Source organism: Homoserinibacter sp. GY 40078, assembly GCF_008017545.1.
In the GTDB taxonomy this organism is placed as follows: Bacteria; Actinomycetota; Actinomycetes; order Actinomycetales; family Microbacteriaceae; genus Homoserinibacter.
Genome location: NZ_VRTZ01000001.1, coordinates 1,519,976 through 1,539,105, shown reverse-complemented (window position 1 = coordinate 1,539,105; position 19,130 = coordinate 1,519,976). Strand labels below are relative to the sequence as shown.

Annotated in this window: 18 protein-coding genes; 6 read left to right on the top strand and 12 right to left on the bottom strand. The window is 70.6% G+C overall.

Features of this window, described 5'->3' with window-relative positions:
* The first annotated feature begins 18 nt into the window (after nucleotides 1-18).
* Nucleotides 19-681, top strand: a complete 663-nt coding sequence (locus FVQ89_RS07425; RefSeq protein ID WP_147901193.1) for a class I SAM-dependent methyltransferase — start codon at nucleotides 19-21, stop codon at nucleotides 679-681.
* A 105-nt stretch (nucleotides 682-786) separates the two neighbouring features.
* Here the strand turns inward: FVQ89_RS07425 and FVQ89_RS07420 are convergent, their stop codons facing one another.
* Nucleotides 787-1,188 carry a GNAT family N-acetyltransferase gene (locus tag FVQ89_RS07420; protein ID WP_147901192.1) on the bottom strand — a complete coding sequence of 134 codons (402 nt, stop codon included), beginning with the start codon at nucleotides 1,186-1,188 and terminating at the stop codon, nucleotides 787-789.
* Between the two features lie 200 nt (nucleotides 1,189-1,388).
* Between FVQ89_RS07420 and FVQ89_RS07415 the strand changes: the two genes are divergently transcribed.
* Complete coding sequence (locus FVQ89_RS07415) at nucleotides 1,389-1,808, top strand: hypothetical protein (RefSeq protein WP_147901191.1); 420 nt, start codon at nucleotides 1,389-1,391, stop codon at nucleotides 1,806-1,808.
* 33 nt (nucleotides 1,809-1,841) lie between these two features.
* Here the strand turns inward: FVQ89_RS07415 and FVQ89_RS07410 are convergent, their stop codons facing one another.
* From FVQ89_RS07410 to FVQ89_RS07390, 5 genes are read right to left on the bottom strand one after another with little or no spacing between them, the layout of a single operon-like run.
* Entirely contained in the window at nucleotides 1,842-2,558 is a 717-nt protein-coding gene (locus FVQ89_RS07410; RefSeq protein ID WP_147901190.1) for a hypothetical protein, read from the bottom strand.
* A 42-nt stretch (nucleotides 2,559-2,600) separates the two neighbouring features.
* The gene (locus FVQ89_RS07405; protein WP_147901189.1) at nucleotides 2,601-3,836 is read right to left on the bottom strand and encodes an MFS transporter; all 1,236 of its coding nucleotides are present in this window, start codon (nucleotides 3,834-3,836) and stop codon (nucleotides 2,601-2,603) included.
* A complete protein-coding gene (locus FVQ89_RS07400) occupies nucleotides 3,833-4,438 on the bottom strand; it encodes a helix-turn-helix transcriptional regulator (RefSeq protein ID WP_147901188.1) in 606 nt (201 codons plus the stop codon). Before FVQ89_RS07400 ends, FVQ89_RS07405 begins: the two co-directional genes overlap by 4 nt.
* Before the next feature lie 57 nt (nucleotides 4,439-4,495).
* A complete protein-coding gene (locus FVQ89_RS07395) occupies nucleotides 4,496-5,047 on the bottom strand; it encodes a dihydrofolate reductase family protein (RefSeq protein ID WP_147901187.1) in 552 nt (183 codons plus the stop codon).
* A 36-nt stretch (nucleotides 5,048-5,083) separates the two neighbouring features.
* The gene (locus FVQ89_RS07390) at nucleotides 5,084-5,584 is read right to left on the bottom strand and encodes a helix-turn-helix domain-containing protein (protein WP_147901186.1); all 501 of its coding nucleotides are present in this window, start codon (nucleotides 5,582-5,584) and stop codon (nucleotides 5,084-5,086) included.
* Nucleotides 5,585-5,738: 154 nt separating this feature from the next.
* Between FVQ89_RS07390 and FVQ89_RS07385 the strand changes: the two genes are divergently transcribed.
* Nucleotides 5,739-5,924 carry a DUF2510 domain-containing protein gene (locus tag FVQ89_RS07385; RefSeq protein ID WP_255513473.1) on the top strand — a complete coding sequence of 62 codons (186 nt, stop codon included), beginning with the start codon at nucleotides 5,739-5,741 and terminating at the stop codon, nucleotides 5,922-5,924.
* A gap of 184 nt (nucleotides 5,925-6,108) precedes the next feature.
* Here FVQ89_RS07385 and FVQ89_RS07380 read toward each other — a convergent pair whose 3' ends face one another.
* The 6 genes from FVQ89_RS07380 to FVQ89_RS07355 form a co-directional block, all read right to left on the bottom strand.
* Entirely contained in the window at nucleotides 6,109-6,747 is a 639-nt protein-coding gene (locus FVQ89_RS07380) for a response regulator transcription factor (protein ID WP_222706073.1), read from the bottom strand.
* A 15-nt stretch (nucleotides 6,748-6,762) separates the two neighbouring features.
* Nucleotides 6,763-8,121, bottom strand: a complete 1,359-nt coding sequence (locus tag FVQ89_RS07375; RefSeq protein WP_147901184.1) for a sensor domain-containing protein — start codon at nucleotides 8,119-8,121, stop codon at nucleotides 6,763-6,765.
* A 64-nt stretch (nucleotides 8,122-8,185) separates the two neighbouring features.
* The gene (gene cydC, locus FVQ89_RS07370) at nucleotides 8,186-11,497 is read right to left on the bottom strand and encodes a thiol reductant ABC exporter subunit CydC (RefSeq protein WP_147901183.1); all 3,312 of its coding nucleotides are present in this window, start codon (nucleotides 11,495-11,497) and stop codon (nucleotides 8,186-8,188) included.
* A gap of 4 nt (nucleotides 11,498-11,501) precedes the next feature.
* Nucleotides 11,502-12,542, bottom strand: coding sequence for a cytochrome d ubiquinol oxidase subunit II (gene cydB / locus FVQ89_RS07365; RefSeq protein ID WP_147901182.1), 1,041 nt, complete (start codon nucleotides 12,540-12,542; stop codon nucleotides 11,502-11,504).
* Nucleotides 12,543-12,561: 19 nt separating this feature from the next.
* Complete coding sequence (locus FVQ89_RS07360; protein WP_147901181.1) at nucleotides 12,562-14,139, bottom strand: cytochrome ubiquinol oxidase subunit I; 1,578 nt, start codon at nucleotides 14,137-14,139, stop codon at nucleotides 12,562-12,564.
* A gap of 103 nt (nucleotides 14,140-14,242) precedes the next feature.
* Complete coding sequence (locus FVQ89_RS07355) at nucleotides 14,243-14,815, bottom strand: helix-turn-helix domain-containing protein (RefSeq protein WP_147901180.1); 573 nt, start codon at nucleotides 14,813-14,815, stop codon at nucleotides 14,243-14,245.
* Between the two features lie 66 nt (nucleotides 14,816-14,881).
* Between FVQ89_RS07355 and FVQ89_RS07350 the strand changes: the two genes are divergently transcribed.
* From FVQ89_RS07350 to FVQ89_RS07340, 3 genes are read left to right on the top strand one after another with little or no spacing between them, the layout of a single operon-like run.
* Complete coding sequence (locus FVQ89_RS07350; protein ID WP_147901179.1) at nucleotides 14,882-15,838, top strand: NAD(P)/FAD-dependent oxidoreductase; 957 nt, start codon at nucleotides 14,882-14,884, stop codon at nucleotides 15,836-15,838.
* A 49-nt stretch (nucleotides 15,839-15,887) separates the two neighbouring features.
* Nucleotides 15,888-17,972 (top strand): phosphate acetyltransferase, encoded by a 2,085-nt coding sequence (gene pta / locus FVQ89_RS07345; RefSeq protein WP_147901178.1) that lies wholly within the window; start codon nucleotides 15,888-15,890, stop codon nucleotides 17,970-17,972.
* Nucleotides 17,969-19,108, top strand: a complete 1,140-nt coding sequence (locus FVQ89_RS07340; RefSeq protein WP_147901177.1) for an acetate/propionate family kinase — start codon at nucleotides 17,969-17,971, stop codon at nucleotides 19,106-19,108. Before pta ends, FVQ89_RS07340 begins: the two co-directional genes overlap by 4 nt.
* Nucleotides 19,109-19,130 lie beyond the last annotated feature (22 nt).

Genomic DNA, 19,130 nt, shown 5'->3' with positions numbered 1-19,130 from the left:
CAAGGAGCGTGCGAGCACATGTCACACGATGGACGCGAGAACGAACCCGGCGGTCGTACCTCACCGTCGTGGGGAAGCTACCGCCGAAGCATCGGCGACCGAACCAGCCTGTTCGGCGCCCTGCGTACCGAATGGGCCCCGATGAAGGCGCTCTACCCGGGCAGCTATCTCGATCTGTCCCCTTCGACCGCCATCCCGTCGGTCACCTACGTCGACCTCGATCGCCGCGCCGCCCGCTACTTCGCCGAGGAGTCGATCGTGCGGGCCGAGATCGAGGGCCGAACCCAACCAGGCGCGGGCACCGACATCGCCTTCCACCACGCCGACTACACGAAGCCGCTGCCGATCCCTCTGGCGAACTTCGACCTCCTGATCTCGCTCTACGCGGGACCCGTGTGGGATCACTGTCGCCAGTACCTTGCACCGGGCGGGCTGCTCCTCGCCAACACCAGCCATGGCGACGCGAGCCTCGCCGCGCTCGACCCGAGCCTCCAGCTCGTTGCCGCGGTGCACCACCGAGCGGGCGTGTACCGTCTCGACACGAGCGATCTCGACAGGTACCTCATCGCCAAGAGGCCAACTGCGCCAGACGCGGATGCGATTCGCCGACAGGGCCGAGGCATCGCCTATACGAAGACCGCCTTCGCCTACGTCTTCCGAGCCGTTGAAGACCACCGCTGATCCAAGGCCTCGGCGGCCGGCCAACGTCGGCCCCTGCGGGCTGGAGCGAAGGCCTCCGGGACGATGTGGGTCACCACACGCGCATCGCCACACGGAGGTCACGAACTAGCGGACGCTCACGACGTCCATGCCGGGTCCGCTCTCGGGCCGGCGCTCGAAGCCGTGGTGCTCGTAGAACTCGACCCGACCGCGGGCCGCAAAAAGCTGCACGTCGTCGACTCCGCGGCGACGCGCCTCGTCGACCAGGCGCTCCAGCACTTCCCCACCGATACCTGCACCGCGAGCTTGTTCGGTGACGATCATCTCCGTGACGAAGGCGTGAAGCGCCCCATCGCTGATGAGCCGCCCCATCCCGACCAAGCGGCCGGCGTCATCCCGCACGGTGCAGACCACCCAACTCCCGGACAACGCGCGCTCGAAACGGTCGAGGGTCCAGTCCGCCCAACCGGTCTCGTCATAGAGCGCCTTGAACTCCATCGCGGTCGGAGCGGAGAAGGAATAGTCCATCCCGAAACGGTACTTCGACACCGTCTCGGTAGCCGATGGGCCAGCGTGCGGTGGGGCTAGATCGTCACGCATCGTCGCCTGACTATTGCTTTACGAGCAATATGGCGGATAGACATCAAGCCCCTTCGCTGTGAATTGGGAGCATCGTGGTTTCTTTGAATAATCGATCACTCCTCCTTGCGCTTGCGATGGCTAGCGCAGTGGCGGTCACGGGCTGCTCCGAATCAAGCCTGGCGACGCCCCCGACAAGCGAGGCGCCCGCGGCCGCTGCCAACGCCGGTGGACTGCCCATCTACGAGTCACTCAGCTCCCCGATCCTCAACCAGGATGCAAGTGCTCTCCCCGTCTACGACGGAGACTTCTCCGACATAGAGCGATTTCTGCTCGTGACCGGGACGGACCAGGTGAGCGTCTCGGTCGACGGGGGAGATGAGATCGCCGCCGCGCTTCAGATGAGCGATGTTGGCGGGTCGACGCTGGCGCAATTCATCGGACTCCCCTTGTTCGCCCAAACCTCCTCTGGGCAACTGTGGAAGCTAGACCAACCACACGGCGAAGGGCAGGCGATCCCCGAGCTTCGAGATGCGATCGATGCTGCCGATTGGGAGGCTCTCGACTAGAGCCGACCAGTCGCGAACTTCGGCCGCTGTCGTCTAGCGCGACTCGATAGCCGGCCCGGCCGCGCCCCCGTCGTCATCGCCGTCGTCGTCCCGCGGCGGGGCCACGAACACATCCGACTGGCCGTAGATCGCTTCGTCGATGTCGGCGTCCTCGAACGGGTCTTCGGGCCACGAATCCGGGTCCGACCCGAGGGTCACCTCGGTCGGCACGACGATCACGGTCGCGCCGGTCACGCCGAGCGACTGCACCCGGTCGAGTGCGCTCCATCCGCCACCCGCGTGCGCGATCTGATAAAGCGCTCCGCCCAGGGTCGTCACATCCGCGGCCGCGTCCTCATCCGTGGCGTCGGGCCACGCCTCGCGGAACGCGTCGCGGCCCGCCTGCATCACCGACTCCTCATCGAGTACCTCGTAGTCGCGACGCTGATAGACGGATATCCCCGGAACATCGACAGCCTCGGGCTCCTCGTTTTCCGACATCGCGTCGATGAAGCTGTAGATCGCGCCGAGCGGAACTGTCGTGCCCGTGTAGGCGTACTGGGCGTCCGTGAACTCGGCGATGACCTCGGCGAGGGAGAGCGCGGACTCGAAGACCTTCGGTGTCTGCGCGTCGCCGCTCAGCGCCGCCACCCTCTCGGCGTGGGCGAGGATCGCGTCGCTCGCCGCCCGCGCGGCCGCCCGCAGCTGCTCCGCCCCCTCAGCCGTCCAGGGGGTGAACTCGTCGTCGAACTCGTCGCTCTCATCGCTCATGGCACGATCATGCCCGATCCGCCGCCCACGCATGAGCCTCACTCACACCTCGGCGCCACCCCGCTCCTCGCGCAGCGCCGGCAGATACAGCACCGCCCCGAGCAGACTGAAGGCCCCCGCCAGCACCACGGCGAGCGATGACGAGGTGACCTCGGCGAGCGGACCGAGCAGCAGCATCCCGACGCTCCAGGTGCCGCCCGCGACCATCGAGTTGATCGACAGCACCACCGCGCGGGTCGACGAGGTCGCCTGGCGGTGCAGCAGCGCGCTGTGCACGGGGTTCGCGGATCCATGGAAGAGGTACGCGACCCCGTACGCCGCGAGCAAGCCCACGGCCCCGGCGGCGAGCCCCATCACCACGACGAAGGCGCCGTTCAGCAGGCGCGCGAGGATCGCGGTGCGGGCCACCCCGATCCGCCTCGACGCCGTACCCGCTGCGGCCGAGCCGAGCGCGAACAGGCCCCATGCGGCCGCCGAGGCGGGTCCGTACAGCGCGGCCGCATCCGCCTCGCCGCCGAGCACTTCCGCAAGGCGCACCGGGGTGAACGTCTCGAACGCGACCATCGCGACGCTCCAGAACACCTCCACCAGCACCAGGCTGCGCAGCACCCGCGATCGCCGCAGCAACCCGATCCCCGCGCCGAGCGTCTCGCGGAGCCCCAGTGCCGCGGGCTCCGTGCGCACCCGCGGGGGCTCGCGCACGAGCACCGCCACGAGCACGAGGTTCACGAGCATGACCGCCACCGCGATGACGAACGGCAGGACGAGCGGTGACCACGCCTCCACCGGATGCCACGCCACGATCAGCCCGCCCACGAGCGCGCCACCCGCGATCGCCAGGCCGAGCGCGGTTCCCCCGCGGGCGAGGCCGCGCTCCACCGGATGCGCCGGATCGTCGGCGTGCGCCGTGTCGACGAACCACGCCTCCAACGGCCCCGAGTCGAGCACCCGGAACAGCCCCTGCAGGAGCATCGCGACCGCGAACATCCAGAAGCCCTCGGCCGTGACGAAGAGCACGGCGGAGACGACCGCGAGCGCGCCCGCGGCAAGCAGAACCGGACGGCGTCCGATGGTGTCCGTGAGGCCTCCCGTCGGCACCTCGAGTCCGAGCACCACGAAGCCCTGCACCGCGAGGAGCACGCCGAGCTCCGCGAGCGAGACGCCCCGCTCGAGCGGCAACAGCACGGTGAGCCCGAAGGTGAGTCCCACCGGCAGCCACCGGGTGACGACGAGCAGCACGAGGCGCCGCTCGGCCTGCGGCGCGGTGATCGGAGTCACGGCTCGCGCTGATGCGGTGCACGCAGGTCGACGGGCCGCCGGAACCGCGACATATGGACGCGGAGGGCGCGCGTGTCCCCCGCCCCCGCCTGGCGGTAGCGGTCGACCAGAGCCTCGAGCTGCCGCTCGAACTCGTCGAGCTGCTCGGGCGTCACCTGCAGCACCGTGTCGTCGAGGCCCAGACGATCGGCCCACTCGGCGGGCCACGTCTCGCTGACATCCAGCCACTGCTCGGCGCGCTCCGCGTTCTGGCGCACATAGTCGCGCTGCAGCCAGCCGAGTGCCGTGCGGGCATCCTCGTCGCCCGCGAAGTCGGAGTCGGTCCACGAGTGGCTATCCGTCGAGGCGCGCCAGAGCCGCCGCTTGCCCGCGCCCTCCTCCGTGTCGACCACGAGACCCACCGACTCGAGGGCACGCAGGTGGTAGCTCGTGGCTCCCGTGTTGGTGCCGAGATCGGCCGCGAGCTCTGTGGCCGTCGCGGGGCCGTGCAGGCGCAACCGCCCCAGGATCCGCGAACGCAGCGGATGCGCGAGCACCCGCACGGAACGCGCGTCGAGGCGCATGCCGGTGTAGCCGCCGGGGGTCGAGGTCGCATCGCTCATGCGGCGATCCTCGCATGCAGAGAGTCTATGCACAAGTTCTGTGCATAGATCCGCCGGCTATCGCGTCGAGTAGATCGACAGCATCCCCGGACCCGCCATCTCCGTCGACATCAGCGTCACCTCGACCCCGCCGCGGAACAGCTGCCGCCCCGCACCGAGCGCGACGGGGAAGGTGAGCAGCCGGTACTCGTCGACGAGTTCGGCGGCCGCGAGCGCCGAGACCACCGATCCGCTGCCGATCACGACGATGTCGCGCACGGCGACCGTGGCGCGCACCCAGTCCTCCAGCGATCCGTCGATCTCTGAGGAGTTCGCCCATGCGTAAGGATCGATCGGACGGTGCGTCGCCACCACCTTCGTCGCACTGTTCATGACCTTCGCGAAGTCGTTCTCGCGAGACGGCCAGAGGGTCGCGAAGTGCTCCCAGGTGGTGCGACCGAACAGCAGCACGCCAGTCGACATGATGTCGCCCAGCGCGAACTTGTCACCGGCCACCCCCTCCGGTCCATAGCGCATCGCCCATCCGCCGAAGGGCGTGCCGCCGCGCCCGTCCGGATCTTCGACAACCCCGTCGAGGGTGATGAACTGCACCACGATCAGCTTGCCCATGACGTCTCCGTCCCGTCTCGTACCCGCGCGAGCCGATCAGCCCGCGTGCCTCATCCGGTGCCGCTCGAGCAGCCGCTCCGCCTGCGGCCCCGGCATGCCCGGGCCGGGCAGAGCCTCGACCCTGTCAGCGTCGTCCAGCACACCGCAGATCTCGCACACGAGGCGCATCCGCACCGGATGCTCGCCCGCGTGGTGGAGATAGCGCACCGGCTCGCCCGACGGCGCCGCCCACCGGTCGCCCCACTCGGTGAGCGCGATGAGCGCGGGGGCGAGATCCCGCCCGCGGTCGGTCAAGCGGTACCGCGGCGACTCCTCGCCATCCGCGGTGACCCGCTCCATCACGCCCGACTCGACCAGGTGCTCGAGCCGCACAGCGAGCACGTTCGTTGCGATACCGAGGCTGCGCTGGAACTCGACGAAGCGCGTCGAGTCGGCGAACAGCGCGTTGCGCATGATCAAGAAGGTCCAACGCTCCCCGAACACCTCGAGGGTGCGCGAGATAGAGCAAACCTGCGTCTCGTAGGCGCGTCCCAACATGCCGCAACCGTATCCGCGCCACTTGCATGAAGCAAGCACCGCTTCTGACCGGGAGAAATCCGTTGCGCCCCCGAATAGGGGGCAGTACTATCGCGTCAGCCGCTCCGCCCTACCCCCCTGCTGCGGCTGAACCCGTCCCCTTCAGGAGCAACCCATGACCACCGTGGTGACCCCTGCCACGTCCGCCGCCCCGGCGGGCTGGTATCGCGATCCGCTCGGCATCCCCCAGCTGCGCTGGTGGAACGGCATCTCGTGGACCAACCACATCCACGAGGACCCCGCCGTGCAGAGCGGGTGGCGCACAGAATTCGGAACGAACGTCCACACCTCCGTCGCCTGACGGACCCTCAGCCCGTGCCCGGACCCGTGGGGCGCGGAGATACACCTGCACCCCGCTCCACAGCCGATAGTCGGTGCTTCTGACGGGTGGAAGCATCGACTGTCAGCCGACGTGCGGGCGTCGATCGATGATCCGCCCGCACGTCGGCACTACGAGCCGCGAGCTGCACCGCGCACCCAATGGCTCAGCGCTGCAGCAGCGCGAGCACCGCGAGCACGCGGCGGTGGTCGGTGCCCGACTCCTCGAGTCCGAGCTTCGTGAAGATCGCGGTGACGTTCTTCTCCACCGCACCCACGCCGATGAACAGCGACTGGGCGATGGCGGTGTTGCTGCGCCCCTCCGCCATCAGCTGCAGAACCTCGCGCTCCCGCGGGGTGAGCGAGGCGAGCGGATCGTTGCGGCGGCCGATGAGCTGCGCCACGACCTCCGGGTCGAGCACGGTACCACCCGCGGCGATGCGGTCGATCGCGTCGGTCAGATCGGCGAGCGAGGCGACGCGATCCTTCAGCAGGTAGCCCACTCCCCCGCCGCCGGAGCCCAGCAGCTCTTGCGCGTAGGCCACCTCGACGTATTGCGAGAGCAAGAGGATGCCCATGGTCGGATGCTCGGTGCGCAGGCGGATCGCGGCCCGCACCCCTTCATCGCGGAACGTAGGCGGCATCCGCACGTCGAGCACGGCCAGCTCGGGCGCCAGGTCCTCGACCTCGGCGAGCAGTTCGTCCGCGTCGCCGTAGGAACCGACCACGTCATGTCCGGCCTCTTCGAGCACGCGGACGAGCCCCTCTCGCAACAGCACCGAATCGTCGGCGACCACGACGCGCACGCTCACACCCCCAGGCTAGGCGGTCGACGTCGGTAGCTGAGCGGTGAGCGGAAGGTGCGCGATCACGTGGGTGGGTCCGCCGATCGGGCTGCGCAGCTCCATCACGCCGCCGAGGCCGCGCAGGCGCTCCTCGATCCCGGTGAGTCCGTGCCCCGGAACCGCGGATGCGCCTCCCGTGCCGTCGTCGGTGACCACGACATCCAGCCACGTGGCATCGCCATCGGGCACCCGGCGCAGCTCCAACCGCACCCACGCGTTCCTCGCACCTGAGTGCTTGGCGACGTTCGTGAGCGCCTCCGCCGCGATGAAGTAGGCGTTGCGCTCGAGTTCCGGCGGCAACTCCAGCTCCGGCGGGAGGAACGACTCGATGTGGGTGGGCAGGGGCGAGCGCACGGCGAGTGACTCGAGCGCGGCGACGAGCCCCCGGTCGAGCAGGATGGGCGGCGCGAATCCACGGGAGAGTGCACGCAGTTCTTCGAGCGCCTCCTTGGACTGCTGCATCGCACCTGCGATCAGTTCGCGGGCCGCCTGCGGGTCCTTCTCGAGCTGACGGTCGGCGGACGCCAGATCCATCTGCAGCCGGACCAGCCGCTGCTGCGGGCCGTCGTGAATGTCGCGCTCCAGGCGCCGGAGGGCGGTTCCTTCCGCGGCGACGGCGGCCGTGCGGGCCACCGACAGGTCGGCGACCTGCTCGCTGAGGCGCTCCGCCTGGAAGGCGGCGAGCATCCCTCGCGCGACGGAATAGTGCACCCACGTGAGGCCGTGAGTCACGAACGGAAGCGAGAGCAAGAACGCGAGCCCGACGACGAACGTCACCAGCGGCCCTACGACCGAACCGAGCTCGAGCCAGTCGGGGATGCGCTCCACCACGCGCGCCGGAATCCTGTCGCTCCAGCCCGCAACCGACCAGTGCGCGTCGCCTGGGAGGAACTGCACCCAGATCCATGCGGTCGTGCCGCCCAGCGCGATCGACAGCCAGACGATCGTGATCGTCCACGTGACGATGCCCACGATGAAGTTCACGATCGCACCGTGCAGCAGGTACAGCCAGTAGTGCCCGTCGACGACCGGCCCGAGGATCTTGGCGAGAACGCCTCGACGTTCGGCGCGGTCCCAGCGGGGCGGAGTGATGGGCGGGTACATCGCACCGCGCAGGCGCAGCAGCTCGAACATCCCCAACGCGCGCGAGCAGAACAGCGCCGCGACGACCACGAAGATGCCGATGACGATCGCGATCGTGCCGACGCCGACCAAGAACAGGGTCGTCAGCAGGGTGGTGGAGATGATGATGATGGGCAGCACCGGCAGCAGGAAGCCGAGCTCGGGCAGCAGCCCCGCCCAGTAGCGGCCGTACCCGCGACGCGTATCGGACATGCCACCAGCATCGTGGACGCCCGCCGCGGGCGTCATCCGGCTCGCAGACGGATGCGGGGTGGGGTCAGCCCCCGATGCGGACATCCGCAGACGGTCGCCCGAGTTCCACGACGCCGTCCCGGCCATCGCGGTCGAGCGGGCGGTGCGACACGAGCACCACGATTCGATCCGCCGAGGCCTGGTCGATGTCGCGCATCAGTTCGCGTGCGGTCGGTTCGTCGAGGTGCGCGGTGGGCTCGTCGAGGAGGAGCACCTCGGCGCGGCTCAGCAGAGCGCGCGCGACGGCGAGACGCTGCCGTTCGCCGCCGGAGAGCGCGCGGCCCGCCTGCCCGACCCTCGTCGCGAGTCCGTCGGGCATGCTGCGCACGAGGTCTCCGAGGCCGACCCGTTCGATCACGTCAGTGAGTTCGGCGTCGGAGACGGGATCCTCACGGTCGCGCCCGATGAGGAGGTTGCCGCGCACGGTCGAGTCGAAGACGTGCGCCTCCTGCGGGCACCACGCCACGTGACGGCTCCACGACGAGCGGGACAACTCGGCGACGGGCACGCCGTCGACGGCGATTCGGCCGGCATCCGGGGTGAGCGAGCCCATCACCATCGCCAGCAGAGTCGACTTGCCCGCACCCGATGGTCCGTCGATGCGCAGTCGTCCCCCGCGTCCGACGGCGCCGTCCACATCCGCGAAGAGCGTCGCACCGGTGGTCGGCAGCACGCGCGTCACACCATCGAGTTCGATCCGCTCGACCGGACCGACGACCTCGCGCTCGCCTCTGGGCGCAACCGGCGCGTCGAACACGGGCGCGATGCGCGCGAGGACCGCCCGCATGGCCGGGATGCGCCGCGCGGCCGCGGTGACCTGATCCACCGCCTCTGCGACGGCGAGCGCCAGGAGCGACACCACTGCGACGGTCGCGACCGGCATGGTCGCGGGTGCCAGCACCGGAACCGCGACGGCGAGACCCGCACAGCCGACGATGGCCACGGCGGATCCGACACCGGCGGCGGCGGCCGACCGGCTCTCAGCGGATGCGAGGCGGCGTCCCAGCGCGTCCACCTCGGCGACGGCGGCGGGGGCCAGCCCGCCACCGCGCAGCTCGTCTGCGGCCTCGCCGAGCGCCGCGATGCGACGCACGAGAGAGGATCGCAGGGCGACCCGCTCGGGACCCGCGCCCCGGGCCGCCACCAGACCTCCCGCCGCCGCGAGGACGACGGTCACGGCGAGCACGGCCCAGACCACCCCCGCGAGCTCCGGTGCGAGCAGAGAGGTCACGACGCCGACCCCGGCGACCGCCACGACTCCCGCCGCGAGGGGCGGCACGATCCGCGGCAGGTGCTCGCGCAGCTCCGCCGGCTCCGTGACGAGCACGTCGAGTGCGGCGCCCCCGCCGAGCAGGGTGCGCATCGCCGGGCCGTGGGAGGCGAGGCCGCCCCAGAGCCGCAGCCTCAGCGCATCCGTCGCCCGGAACACCGCGTCATGAGAGAGCAGACGCTCCACGTACCGCGCGATCGGGCGCCCGAGGCCGAAGAAGCGGACGCCGACGATCGCGACGAGGAGGTACATGATCGCCGGCATCTCGGAGGCGCGCACGATGAGCCAGCCGGAGACCGCCGTGAGCGAGAGCCCGAGGCCGATCGCGAGAGCACCCATCCCCGCAGAGCCGACCCACCGCCACGGGGCGGCGCCGAGAACCGCGCGCAGCACGCGCCATTCGCCCGAGCGCGACACCGCCACGCCACCCTCCGTGCGGGTGAGCGGTATCGCGCCGGCAGGGTTCGAGGGCATCGCGCCCGCGGCGGCGGGAAGGGAGTCGGGGAGGTCCCCGTCGACGGCGGTGGTGGCGACGGCGGCATCGACGGGGACGGTCTCATCGGCGAGCGCGAGCGTCGCCGCTTCGTGGGTGACGAGCACGGTCGCCACGCGGTCGGCGCGGCGACGGATGGCGTCGCGGGCCAACTGGGCGGAGCCCTCGTCGAGGTGCGCGGTCGGTTCGTCCAGCACGAGGAGCTCGGCGCCCGCATCCACCCGGGCGAGGGCGCGCACGAGACCCGCGCGCCGCTGCTCCCCCGGGCTGAGCTCCGCGAGCGGCGCGAGCAGGAGCCCTTCGATACCGAGTTCGGCCGCGAGTGCCCGCGCCGTGTCGGCATCCGCGCCCGCGAGCGCGAGCTCGTCGCGGAGCGTCGCGGTCGCGAACCTCGGCGTCTGGGCGAGGTAGGCGGTGCGAGAGATGTCGCCCGTGACGGTGCCGTCGCATCGGGCGTCCGCGGGAAGCGCCCCGACGAGGGCCGCGAGTACCGTCGACTTGCCCGCGCCGCTCGGTCCGGTGACGGCCGTGATCCGACCGACCATGGGGCGCACCGTCACACGGTCGACGACCGGCTCGCGCCCGAGGTAGCGCACGCGGAGTGCGTCGACGCCCGGCTCACCCGGCGCCGGGAGCACCGCAGCACGCCCGTCACCGAGCAGTCCGCGCACACGGGTGAGCGCCGCAAGGCCATCCTGCGAGGAGTGGAACGCGGCACCGACGTCACGCAGAGCGGTGAAGCACTCGGGGGCGAGGAGCAGCACGAGCACGGCGACCTCGAGGGTGACGTCGCCCGACAGCAGCCGGATGCCGAGGAACACCGCGACGACCGCCACCGAGATCGTGGCGATGAGCTCGAGCGCGAGCGCCGAGAGGAACGCCGTGCGAAGTGTCAGCACCGTGCGGCGGCGGTAGTCGCGCTGGATCGCGTCGAGCGCCGAGAGCTGCTCGTCGAGGCGCCCGAGCCCCACGAGCACGGGAAGACCGCGTGCGAGTTCGACGAGGTGATCGCCGAGGCGGGTCAGCGCATCGGTCGCGTGCTCCACGCGGTCGCGGGTGTGCATGCCGATGAGCACCATGAACAGCGGCACGAGCGGGATGGTGCAGGCGAGCACGATGGCCGACACGAGATCGGCACCCAGCACCCGCAGGCCCGCGACGAGCGGGATGACCGCAGCCGAGATCATCGCCGGCACGGCGGTCCCGTAGTAGTCGTCGAGCGCGTCGAGCCCTTCGGTCGCGAGCACGGCGGTGCCGCCACGCGTCGGGTCGCCCGCCGCGATGCGCGACACGAGGTCGTGGCGCAGGCGGGTCTTCGCCCGGATCGCGGCGCGCCGGGCGAAGACCGCCTGCACCCAGACGGCGAGACCGCGGAGCACGACCCCGGCCGCACCGAGCGCGAGCCATGCGCGCGGGTCCTCCCCCGCCGCGAGCGCCGCCAACTGGCGCGCGACCGACTCGGCGACGAGCACGATCCCCAGCGCCCCCGCGAGCGAGGCGACGGCGACAGGCCAGAGGGCGCGCACGCCGCCCGGACCGAGATCCGGGCGGCGGCTGGCAGGCGCGTCGGTCATGCGATCAGGCCGCGGTCGTGCGCACGGCGGGCACGGGGTCGTGCGCCTCGGGCAGGTGATGCGGTGCGATGCGCTTGCGGAAGACCCAGTAGCTCCACGCCTGGTACGCGAGGACGATCGGCAACGCGACCGCGGTGACCACCGTCATGACGGTCAGCGTGTAGGTGCCGCTCGCCGCGTTCCAGATGGTGAGGTCGTAGGCCGTGTCGATCGTCGAGGGCAGCACCACCGGGAACACCGCCGCGAAGATCGAACCCGCGCCGAGGGCTCCGAAGGCCGCGAACCCGGTGAACGCCCGCCCTTCGCGGCGGGAGCGGGCGAAGAACCACCCGAGCACACCTGCCACGACGGCCAGACCGAGCAGGGTCCAGCTGAGCGGGTTGCCACCGCCCTGCAGCTCGACGAGGATCGCCCATCCGGCGATCGGCAGCAGCGCGATCGGGGCGAGGCGCGGAACGAGCCGCCCCATCCGCTCGCGCACCGGGCCGTCGGTCTTGAGCGCCAGGAAGGTCGCGCCGTGCACGAGGCAGAAGCCGACGAGCGCGAGCCCGCCGAGGATGGCCACCGGCGTGAGCCACACGAACGGTCCACCCACGCGGTCGCCGTTCTCGTTGATCGGCAGGCCCGTGGTGGTGAGCGCGAGGCCCGCGCCGAGGCCGAAGGCGACGACCGCCGAGCCGAGCCCGATCGACCAGTCCCAGAACCGGGTCCACGAGCGCGAGACCAGCTTGCCGCGGTACTCGATCGCAACCGCCCGCAGGATGAGGCCCAGCAGTACGAGCACGAGCGGGATATAGAGGGTGGAGAAAAGGGAGGCGTACCAGAGCGGGAAGGCCGCGAAGGTGCCGGCGCCCGCCGTGAGCAGCCACACCTCGTTGCCGTCCCACACGGGGCCGATCGTGTTCAGCATCACGCGGCGGTCCTTGTCGTCGCGCGCGCTGAACAGCATGTGCATGCCCACCCCGAGGTCGAAGCCCTCGAGGAGGATGTAGCCCGTCCAGAGCACCGCGATCGCGACGAACCAGACGATGGGGAGTGCGTCCATTTTCTGTGTGCTCCGTTTCTCAGTACGCGAATGCGAGGACGTCGTCGCGCTTCTCGGCGTCGTCGTCTCCGTCGTCGTCGTGGGGCGCGAACCGCTCGGGCATGACTCCGGCGATACCGGCTCGCGTGTACCGGGCGAGCAGGATCACCTCGACGACCATGAGGATCAGGTAGACGAGCCCCAGGGTGACGAGCGAGAAGACGATCTCGAAGCCGTCGACGCCGGGCGACACCGCCGCTGCGGTGAACATGAACACCCCGTCAACACCGCTCGGGTTCGGGTTCGGCGCCACCACGAAGGGTTGGCGACCCATCTCGGTGAAGATCCATCCGGCCGCGTTCGCCCCGAAGGGAGCGAGGATGCCGAAGATCGCGAGCTGCATGAGCGGCTTCGAGTTGGGCACCGTGCCCTTCCGGGTGATCCACAGCGCGACCGCCGCGGCGAAGGCGGCGAGCGCCCCGAATCCGATCATGATGCGGAAGCCCCAGTAGGTGACCTCCATGATCGGCAGGTACTGGATCTCCTGACCGGCGCGCTCGCCGTACATGGGGTCGTCCGGCAGCGTCGTGCCGTACTGCTGCTCGTACTCGGGGATCAGCTCGTTGATGCCGGGCACGTCGGTGGTGAAGTCACCCTTGGCGAGGAACGACAACAGGCCCGGGATCTCGATGACGGGCGTCACCTTGTCGCAGTCCTGCGCGCCCAACTCGCCGATCGAGAGCACCGAGAAGCTCGTACCGGTGTGGCACGCGGCCTCGGCGGCGGCCATCTTGAGCGGCTGCTGCTCGTACATGAGCTTGCCCTGGATGTCGCCGGTGATCGCGACGGCGCCGAATCCGACGATCGCGACGACGGCACCGATCCGCAGCGAGGTGATCCACACGCGGTGGTCGGCACGGTCTCGTCCCGGGATCTCGGGGGCCTCGCCCACGATCACGCGTCCCTTCGCGTCGACCGTGTCGATGCCGTCACGGCGCCGGCGCCACAGGTGGTACCAGCTGATGCCGAGCAGGAAGCCGCCCGCGACCGCCACGGCACCCGCCATCGTGTGCGGGAACGCCGCGAGGAGCGTGTTGTTGGTGAGCACCGCCCAGATGTCGACGAGCACCGGCTTGCCGTCGACGAACTCCACGCCGACCGGGTGCTGCATCCACGAGTTCGCGGCGAGGATGAAGTACGCCGAGATCCACGAGCCGATCACCGCGAGCCACAGGGTCGCGAGGTGCACCTTCTTGGGCAGGCGGTTCCAGCCGAAGATCCAGAGCCCGAGGAACGTCGACTCGACGAAGAACGCGAGGAGTCCCTCCATGGCGAGCGGAGCCCCGAACACGTCGCCGACGAAGCGGGAGTACTCGCTCCACGCCATGCCGAACTGGAACTCCTGAACGATGCCGGTGGCGACGCCCATGATGAAGTTGACGAGGTAGAGCTTGCCCCAGAACTTCGTCATCCGGAGCCACTTCTCATCCCCCGTGCGCACCCACATCGTGTGCAGGATCGCCACCAGGAGCCCGAGGCCCAGGGTGAGCGGCACCATCATGAAGTGGTAGACGGTCGTGATGCCGAACTGCCATCGGGCGATTTCGAGCGGATCCACGGGACTCCTCCCTCAGGACCGCCCCGACGGCGGTCTCCCGACTCAACCTTCCGACTCTGGAAGGTCGCACGTCAGGGCCTAAGGTCCCGCGCCGTCGCGACGGTCACAGCTCCGGCATGTGGATGCGTTGGCCCTCGGGTCCGGAGAGGTGCAGAAGCTCGACTCCGGCGTCGTCGGCAGCTCCGATCCAGTGAGGAGTCCTGGTGTCGAACTCGGCGGCCTCCCCCGCCTCCAGCACGAAGTCGCGATCCGCGAGCACGAGCCGCAGCCGACCGGAGATGACGTAGAGCCACTCGTTCCCGCGGTGGGTCTTCAGCTCGACGCGCTCCCCCGGGCGGGGCGGAGGAAGGATCTGCTTCACGACCCGGATGCCGCTCGATCCGCGACCGAGCGGCATCATCACGCCTCCCCGGTGCGGAATACGACGGATGTGGACGCGCGGGTCGCCCGCTTCGGGCGCACCGACGAGTTCATCGAGCGGCACGTCGTAGACCCGCGCGAGCGGTAGGAGCAGCTCGAGCGCGGGACGCCGCGCCCCCGATTCCAGCCGCGAGAGGGTGCTGACCGAGATTCCCGAGTCGCGCGAGACGTCGGAGAGTGTCAGGTCGCGACGCGTCCGCAGGGCCCGCAGTCGCTGACCGACTCCGGCCAGAGTGCGCGTGAGTTCGTCGTCCATCCCGGGAGTTTGCCATATTGGCAAGCTTCCTTGCTGAGCGTCGCGCGCGCGACTCAGGATGGACCCATGACAGCCAGCTCTCCCGCCGCCCCGGTCGACGTCGCCATCGTCGGAGGAGGGCCCGCCGGTCTCTCCGCCGCGATCGCTCTCGGCCGATCCCGACGTCCCGTCGTCGTCATCGACGCCGGCGAACCCCGGAACGCACCGGCCGCGCACGCGCACAACGTGTTCAGCCGCGACGGCGCGGCGCCCTTCGAGTTGCTCGCCGACTCGCGCGAGCAGGCGCGCGGCTACGGCGTCCAACTGCTCGACGACCGCGTCGCGCAGGTCGCACGGGATGAGGACGGCTTCACCCTGCGCACGGCGGGCGGCGGCGTGGTGCGCGCCCGCCGACTGCTGCTCGCATCCGGGTTGCGCGATGTCCTGCCCGACATCGCCGGCATCGCCCACCACTGGGGTGACTCGGTCATCCACTGCCCCTACTGCCACGGCTGGGAGGTGCGAGATCGCGCGGTCATCGTGATCGGTACCGGCCCGCACAGCGCCCGGCAGGCGCTCATGTTCAGCAGGCTCAGCGCCGACGTCACCTTCATTCGGCACGATGCCCCGGTGGATCCCGAACTGGATGCCGCCATCGCCGCACTCGGTGTGCGGATCATCGAGGGCCGGGTGGCGGAGGCGCGTGACGACACGGATGGCACCCTCGCGGCGGTCGTCCTCGACGACGGACAGGTGATCCCGAGCGGCGCGATCGCGATCGGACCCCGGTACGAGGCGCGCACCGAGCTCTTCGAGCAGCTGGGCGGCGTGCCGGAGGTCGTGCCGGGAGCCGGCACCGTCATCCCCACCGACGCGGTCGGGCGCACGCCGCTGCCCGACGTCTGGGCGGTGGGCAACGCATCCGATGCCACCGCGATGGTCGGCGCCTCCGCGGCGGCCGGCACCATGGCGGGCGCCCAGCTGAACGTCGACCTCCTCCTGAAGGAGGCGGCCGACGCCCGGGCGGGTGCGGGGGTCGCCTAGGTCGAAGGACCCACCCTACGCACACCTTGCTCGCGTAGCGTGGTGTGACGTGGCGACCCGCATCTATCTGACCAGCGCCGAGGGGCGCACCGGCAAGTCGACCGTCGCGGTGGGGCTTCTTGAGACCCTGACCGCGAGCGTCCCGCGAGTGGGCGTCTTCCGCCCGATCGTGCGCGGCGACGTCGAACGCGACTACGTGCTCGAACTGCTCGTGGCGCACGCGAGCGCGGGGCAGAGCTACGACGACTGCGTGGGCGTCGACTACGACGCATTGCATGAGGATCCGGAGGCCGCGCTCGCGACGATCGTGGAGCGCTTCGCCGACGTGGAGGCCCGCTGCGACGCGGTGCTCATCCTCGGCTCGGACTACACGGACGTCGGCACCCCCACGGAGCTCGGCGTCAACGGCAAGATCGCCGCGAACCTCGCCGCACCGGTCGTGCTCGTCACGGGCGGACGGCAGCCGGACGGCGACGACGCCCGCACTCCGAAGCAGTGCGCCGAGATCGCCCGCATCGCGCTCGACGAGCTGCGTGCCGAGCACGCCGAGGTGCTCGCCGTGATCGTCAACCGCGCCGACCCGGAGCGCATCGACGAGACCGCCCGCGGGGTCGCCCAGGCGACATCCCTTCCTGCGTGGGCGATCGCGGAGGACCCGCAGCTCGCGGCACCGCTCCTCGGCACCGTGCTCGAAGCGGCCGAGGCCGAACTGATCCGGGGCGACGCCTCGGCCCTCGACACCCCCGTGCTCGCCACGACGATCGCGGCGATGTCACTGCCCAACGTGCTGCCTCGGCTCATCCCCGGAGGCATCGTGATCGTGCCGGGCGACCGATCCGACGTGCTCGTCGGCATGCTCGCCGCGCAGCAGGCGCAGACCTTCCCGGCGCTCACCGGCATCATCCTCAACGGCGGATTCGAGATGGATCCGGCGATCGAGCGCCTCGTCGACGGCCTCGCGATCCCCCTGCCGATCGCGCGCACCGAGCTCGGCACCTTCGAGACGGCCGTGCGGATCACCCAGGCCCGCAGCAGGCTCGCCGCCGACTCCCCCGCGAAATACGCGCGCGCTCTCGCCCTGTATGCGGAGCACGTCGACGCCGCCGAGGTGATCCGCCTGCTCAGCCTCCCCGCGGAAGGCGTCATGACGCCCATCCGCTTCGAGTACTCGCTCGTCGAACGCGCCCGTGCAGCCGGGAAGCACATCGTGCTGCCGGAGGGCGACGACGACCGCATCCTGCAGGCCGCCTCGATCGTCGTGAAGCGCAAGATCGCGTCGCTCACGATCCTCGGCGACGAAGTCTCGGTGAAGCAGCGGGCGGCTGCCCTCGGGCTCGAACTCGGCGACACCCGGATCGTGTCGACGACCGACCCCGAGCTACACGACAAGTTCGCCGCCGAGTACGCGCGCATCCGGGCCCACAAGGGCGTCTCGGCTGAGCTCGCCGCGGACACCGTCACCGACGTCTCCTACTTCGGCACCCTCATGGTGCACCTCGGCCTCGCCGACGGCATGGTCTCGGGCGCGCGCCACACCACGGCGCACACCATCCGGCCGGCGTTCGAGATCGTGAAGACGGCACCCGGCGTCTCCGTCGTGTCGAGCGTCTTCCTCATGGCCCTCGCCGACCGCGTGCTGGTCTACGGTGACTGCGCCGTGATCCCGGAGCCGACGGTCGAGCAGCTCGCCGACATCGCCATCTCGTCGTCCGACACCGCCCAGCGCTTCGGCATCGACCCGCGCGTCGCGATGCTCTCGTACTCGACGGGTGAGTCGGGCTCCGGTGCCGAGGTGGAGCGTGTGCGCGCCGCGACCGAGCTCGTGCGCCAGCGCGCGCCGCAGCTGCCGGTTGCCGGGCCCATCCAGTACGACGCCGCGGCCGACCCGACCGTGGGTGCGTCGAAGATGCCCGGATCGGAGGTGGCCGGCCGCGCGACCGTGTTCGTGTTCCCCGACCTCAACACCGGCAACAACACCTACAAGGCGGTCCAGCGCTCGGCCGGCGCGGTGGCGATCGGCCCGGTGCTTCAGGGTCTCGCGAAGCCCATCAACGACCTCTCCCGCGGCGCGCTCGTGCGCGACATCGTCAACACCATCGCGATCACCGCGATCCAGGCGGAGGGCACCCGATGAGCGACGACATCCGCCGGGTCTTCGTGCTCAACGTCGGCTCGAGTTCGATCAAATACCGCGTCGTCGACCTCGAGACGGGCGAGGCGCTCGCGGAGGGCCTCGTGGAGCGGATCGGGGTGCGTGGCTCCGGCGTGCCCGATCATCACGCCGCGATCGTCCAGGTGCTCGACGAACTGCGGGACGTGCCGATCGACGCGGTCGGACACCGCGTCGTGCACGGCGGTACGCGCTTCGTGCAGTCGACGGTGATCGACGATGACGTCGAGCGCGAGATCGGAGCCCTCGCCGACTTGGCGCCCTTGCACAACCCGCCCGCGCTCGCCGGCATCCGTGCGGCGCGGGCCGCGCTCCCCGACCTGCCGCACGTCGCCGTGTTCGACACGGCGTTCCACGCCACGATCAGCCCCGCAGCACGCGACTACGCGATCGACGCCGAAGTGGCGGCCCGCACGCGCATCCGCCGGTTCGGATTCCACGGCACCTCGCACCGGTACGTCTCCCGCACTGCCGCCGAGCTGCTCGGTCGGGCGGGCGATCCGGAACTGAAACTCGTCGTGCTGCACCTCGGCAACGGCGCCTCCGCGACGGCCGTGCAGGGCGGGCGGTCCGTGGACACATCGATGGGCATGACCCCGCTCGAAGGTCTCGTGATGGGCACGCGGTCGGGCGATATCGACCCCGCGATCCCCCTCTATCTCGCGCGCGAGCACGGCTACACGACGGCACAGCTCGACGAACTGCTCAACAAGCGTTCCGGGCTGCTCGGGCTCGCGGGGCGCTCCGACATGCGCGAGCTGGTCTCCGCCGCGGATGCGGGCGACATGCAGGCGGCGCACGCGCTCGACGTGTACGTGCACCGGCTGCGGCACTACATCGGCGCCTACGCGGCGGTGCTCGGCGGCATCGACGCGCTCGTCTTCACCGCGGGGGTCGGCGAGAACGCCGACGACATCCGTCGTCGCGCGGTCGCAGGCCTCGGCTTCCTCGGTCTCGCGATCGATCCCGCGCGCAACGCGGTCCGCTCGCGCGAGCCGCGGATCATCTCGCCCGACGGGGCGGCGACGGCCGTGCTGGTGGTGCCGACCGAGGAGGAACTCGAGATCGCGCGGGAGACGCGCGCCGCGGCCACCCGGTAGGCGGGCGTCCGGACGAGCGAAG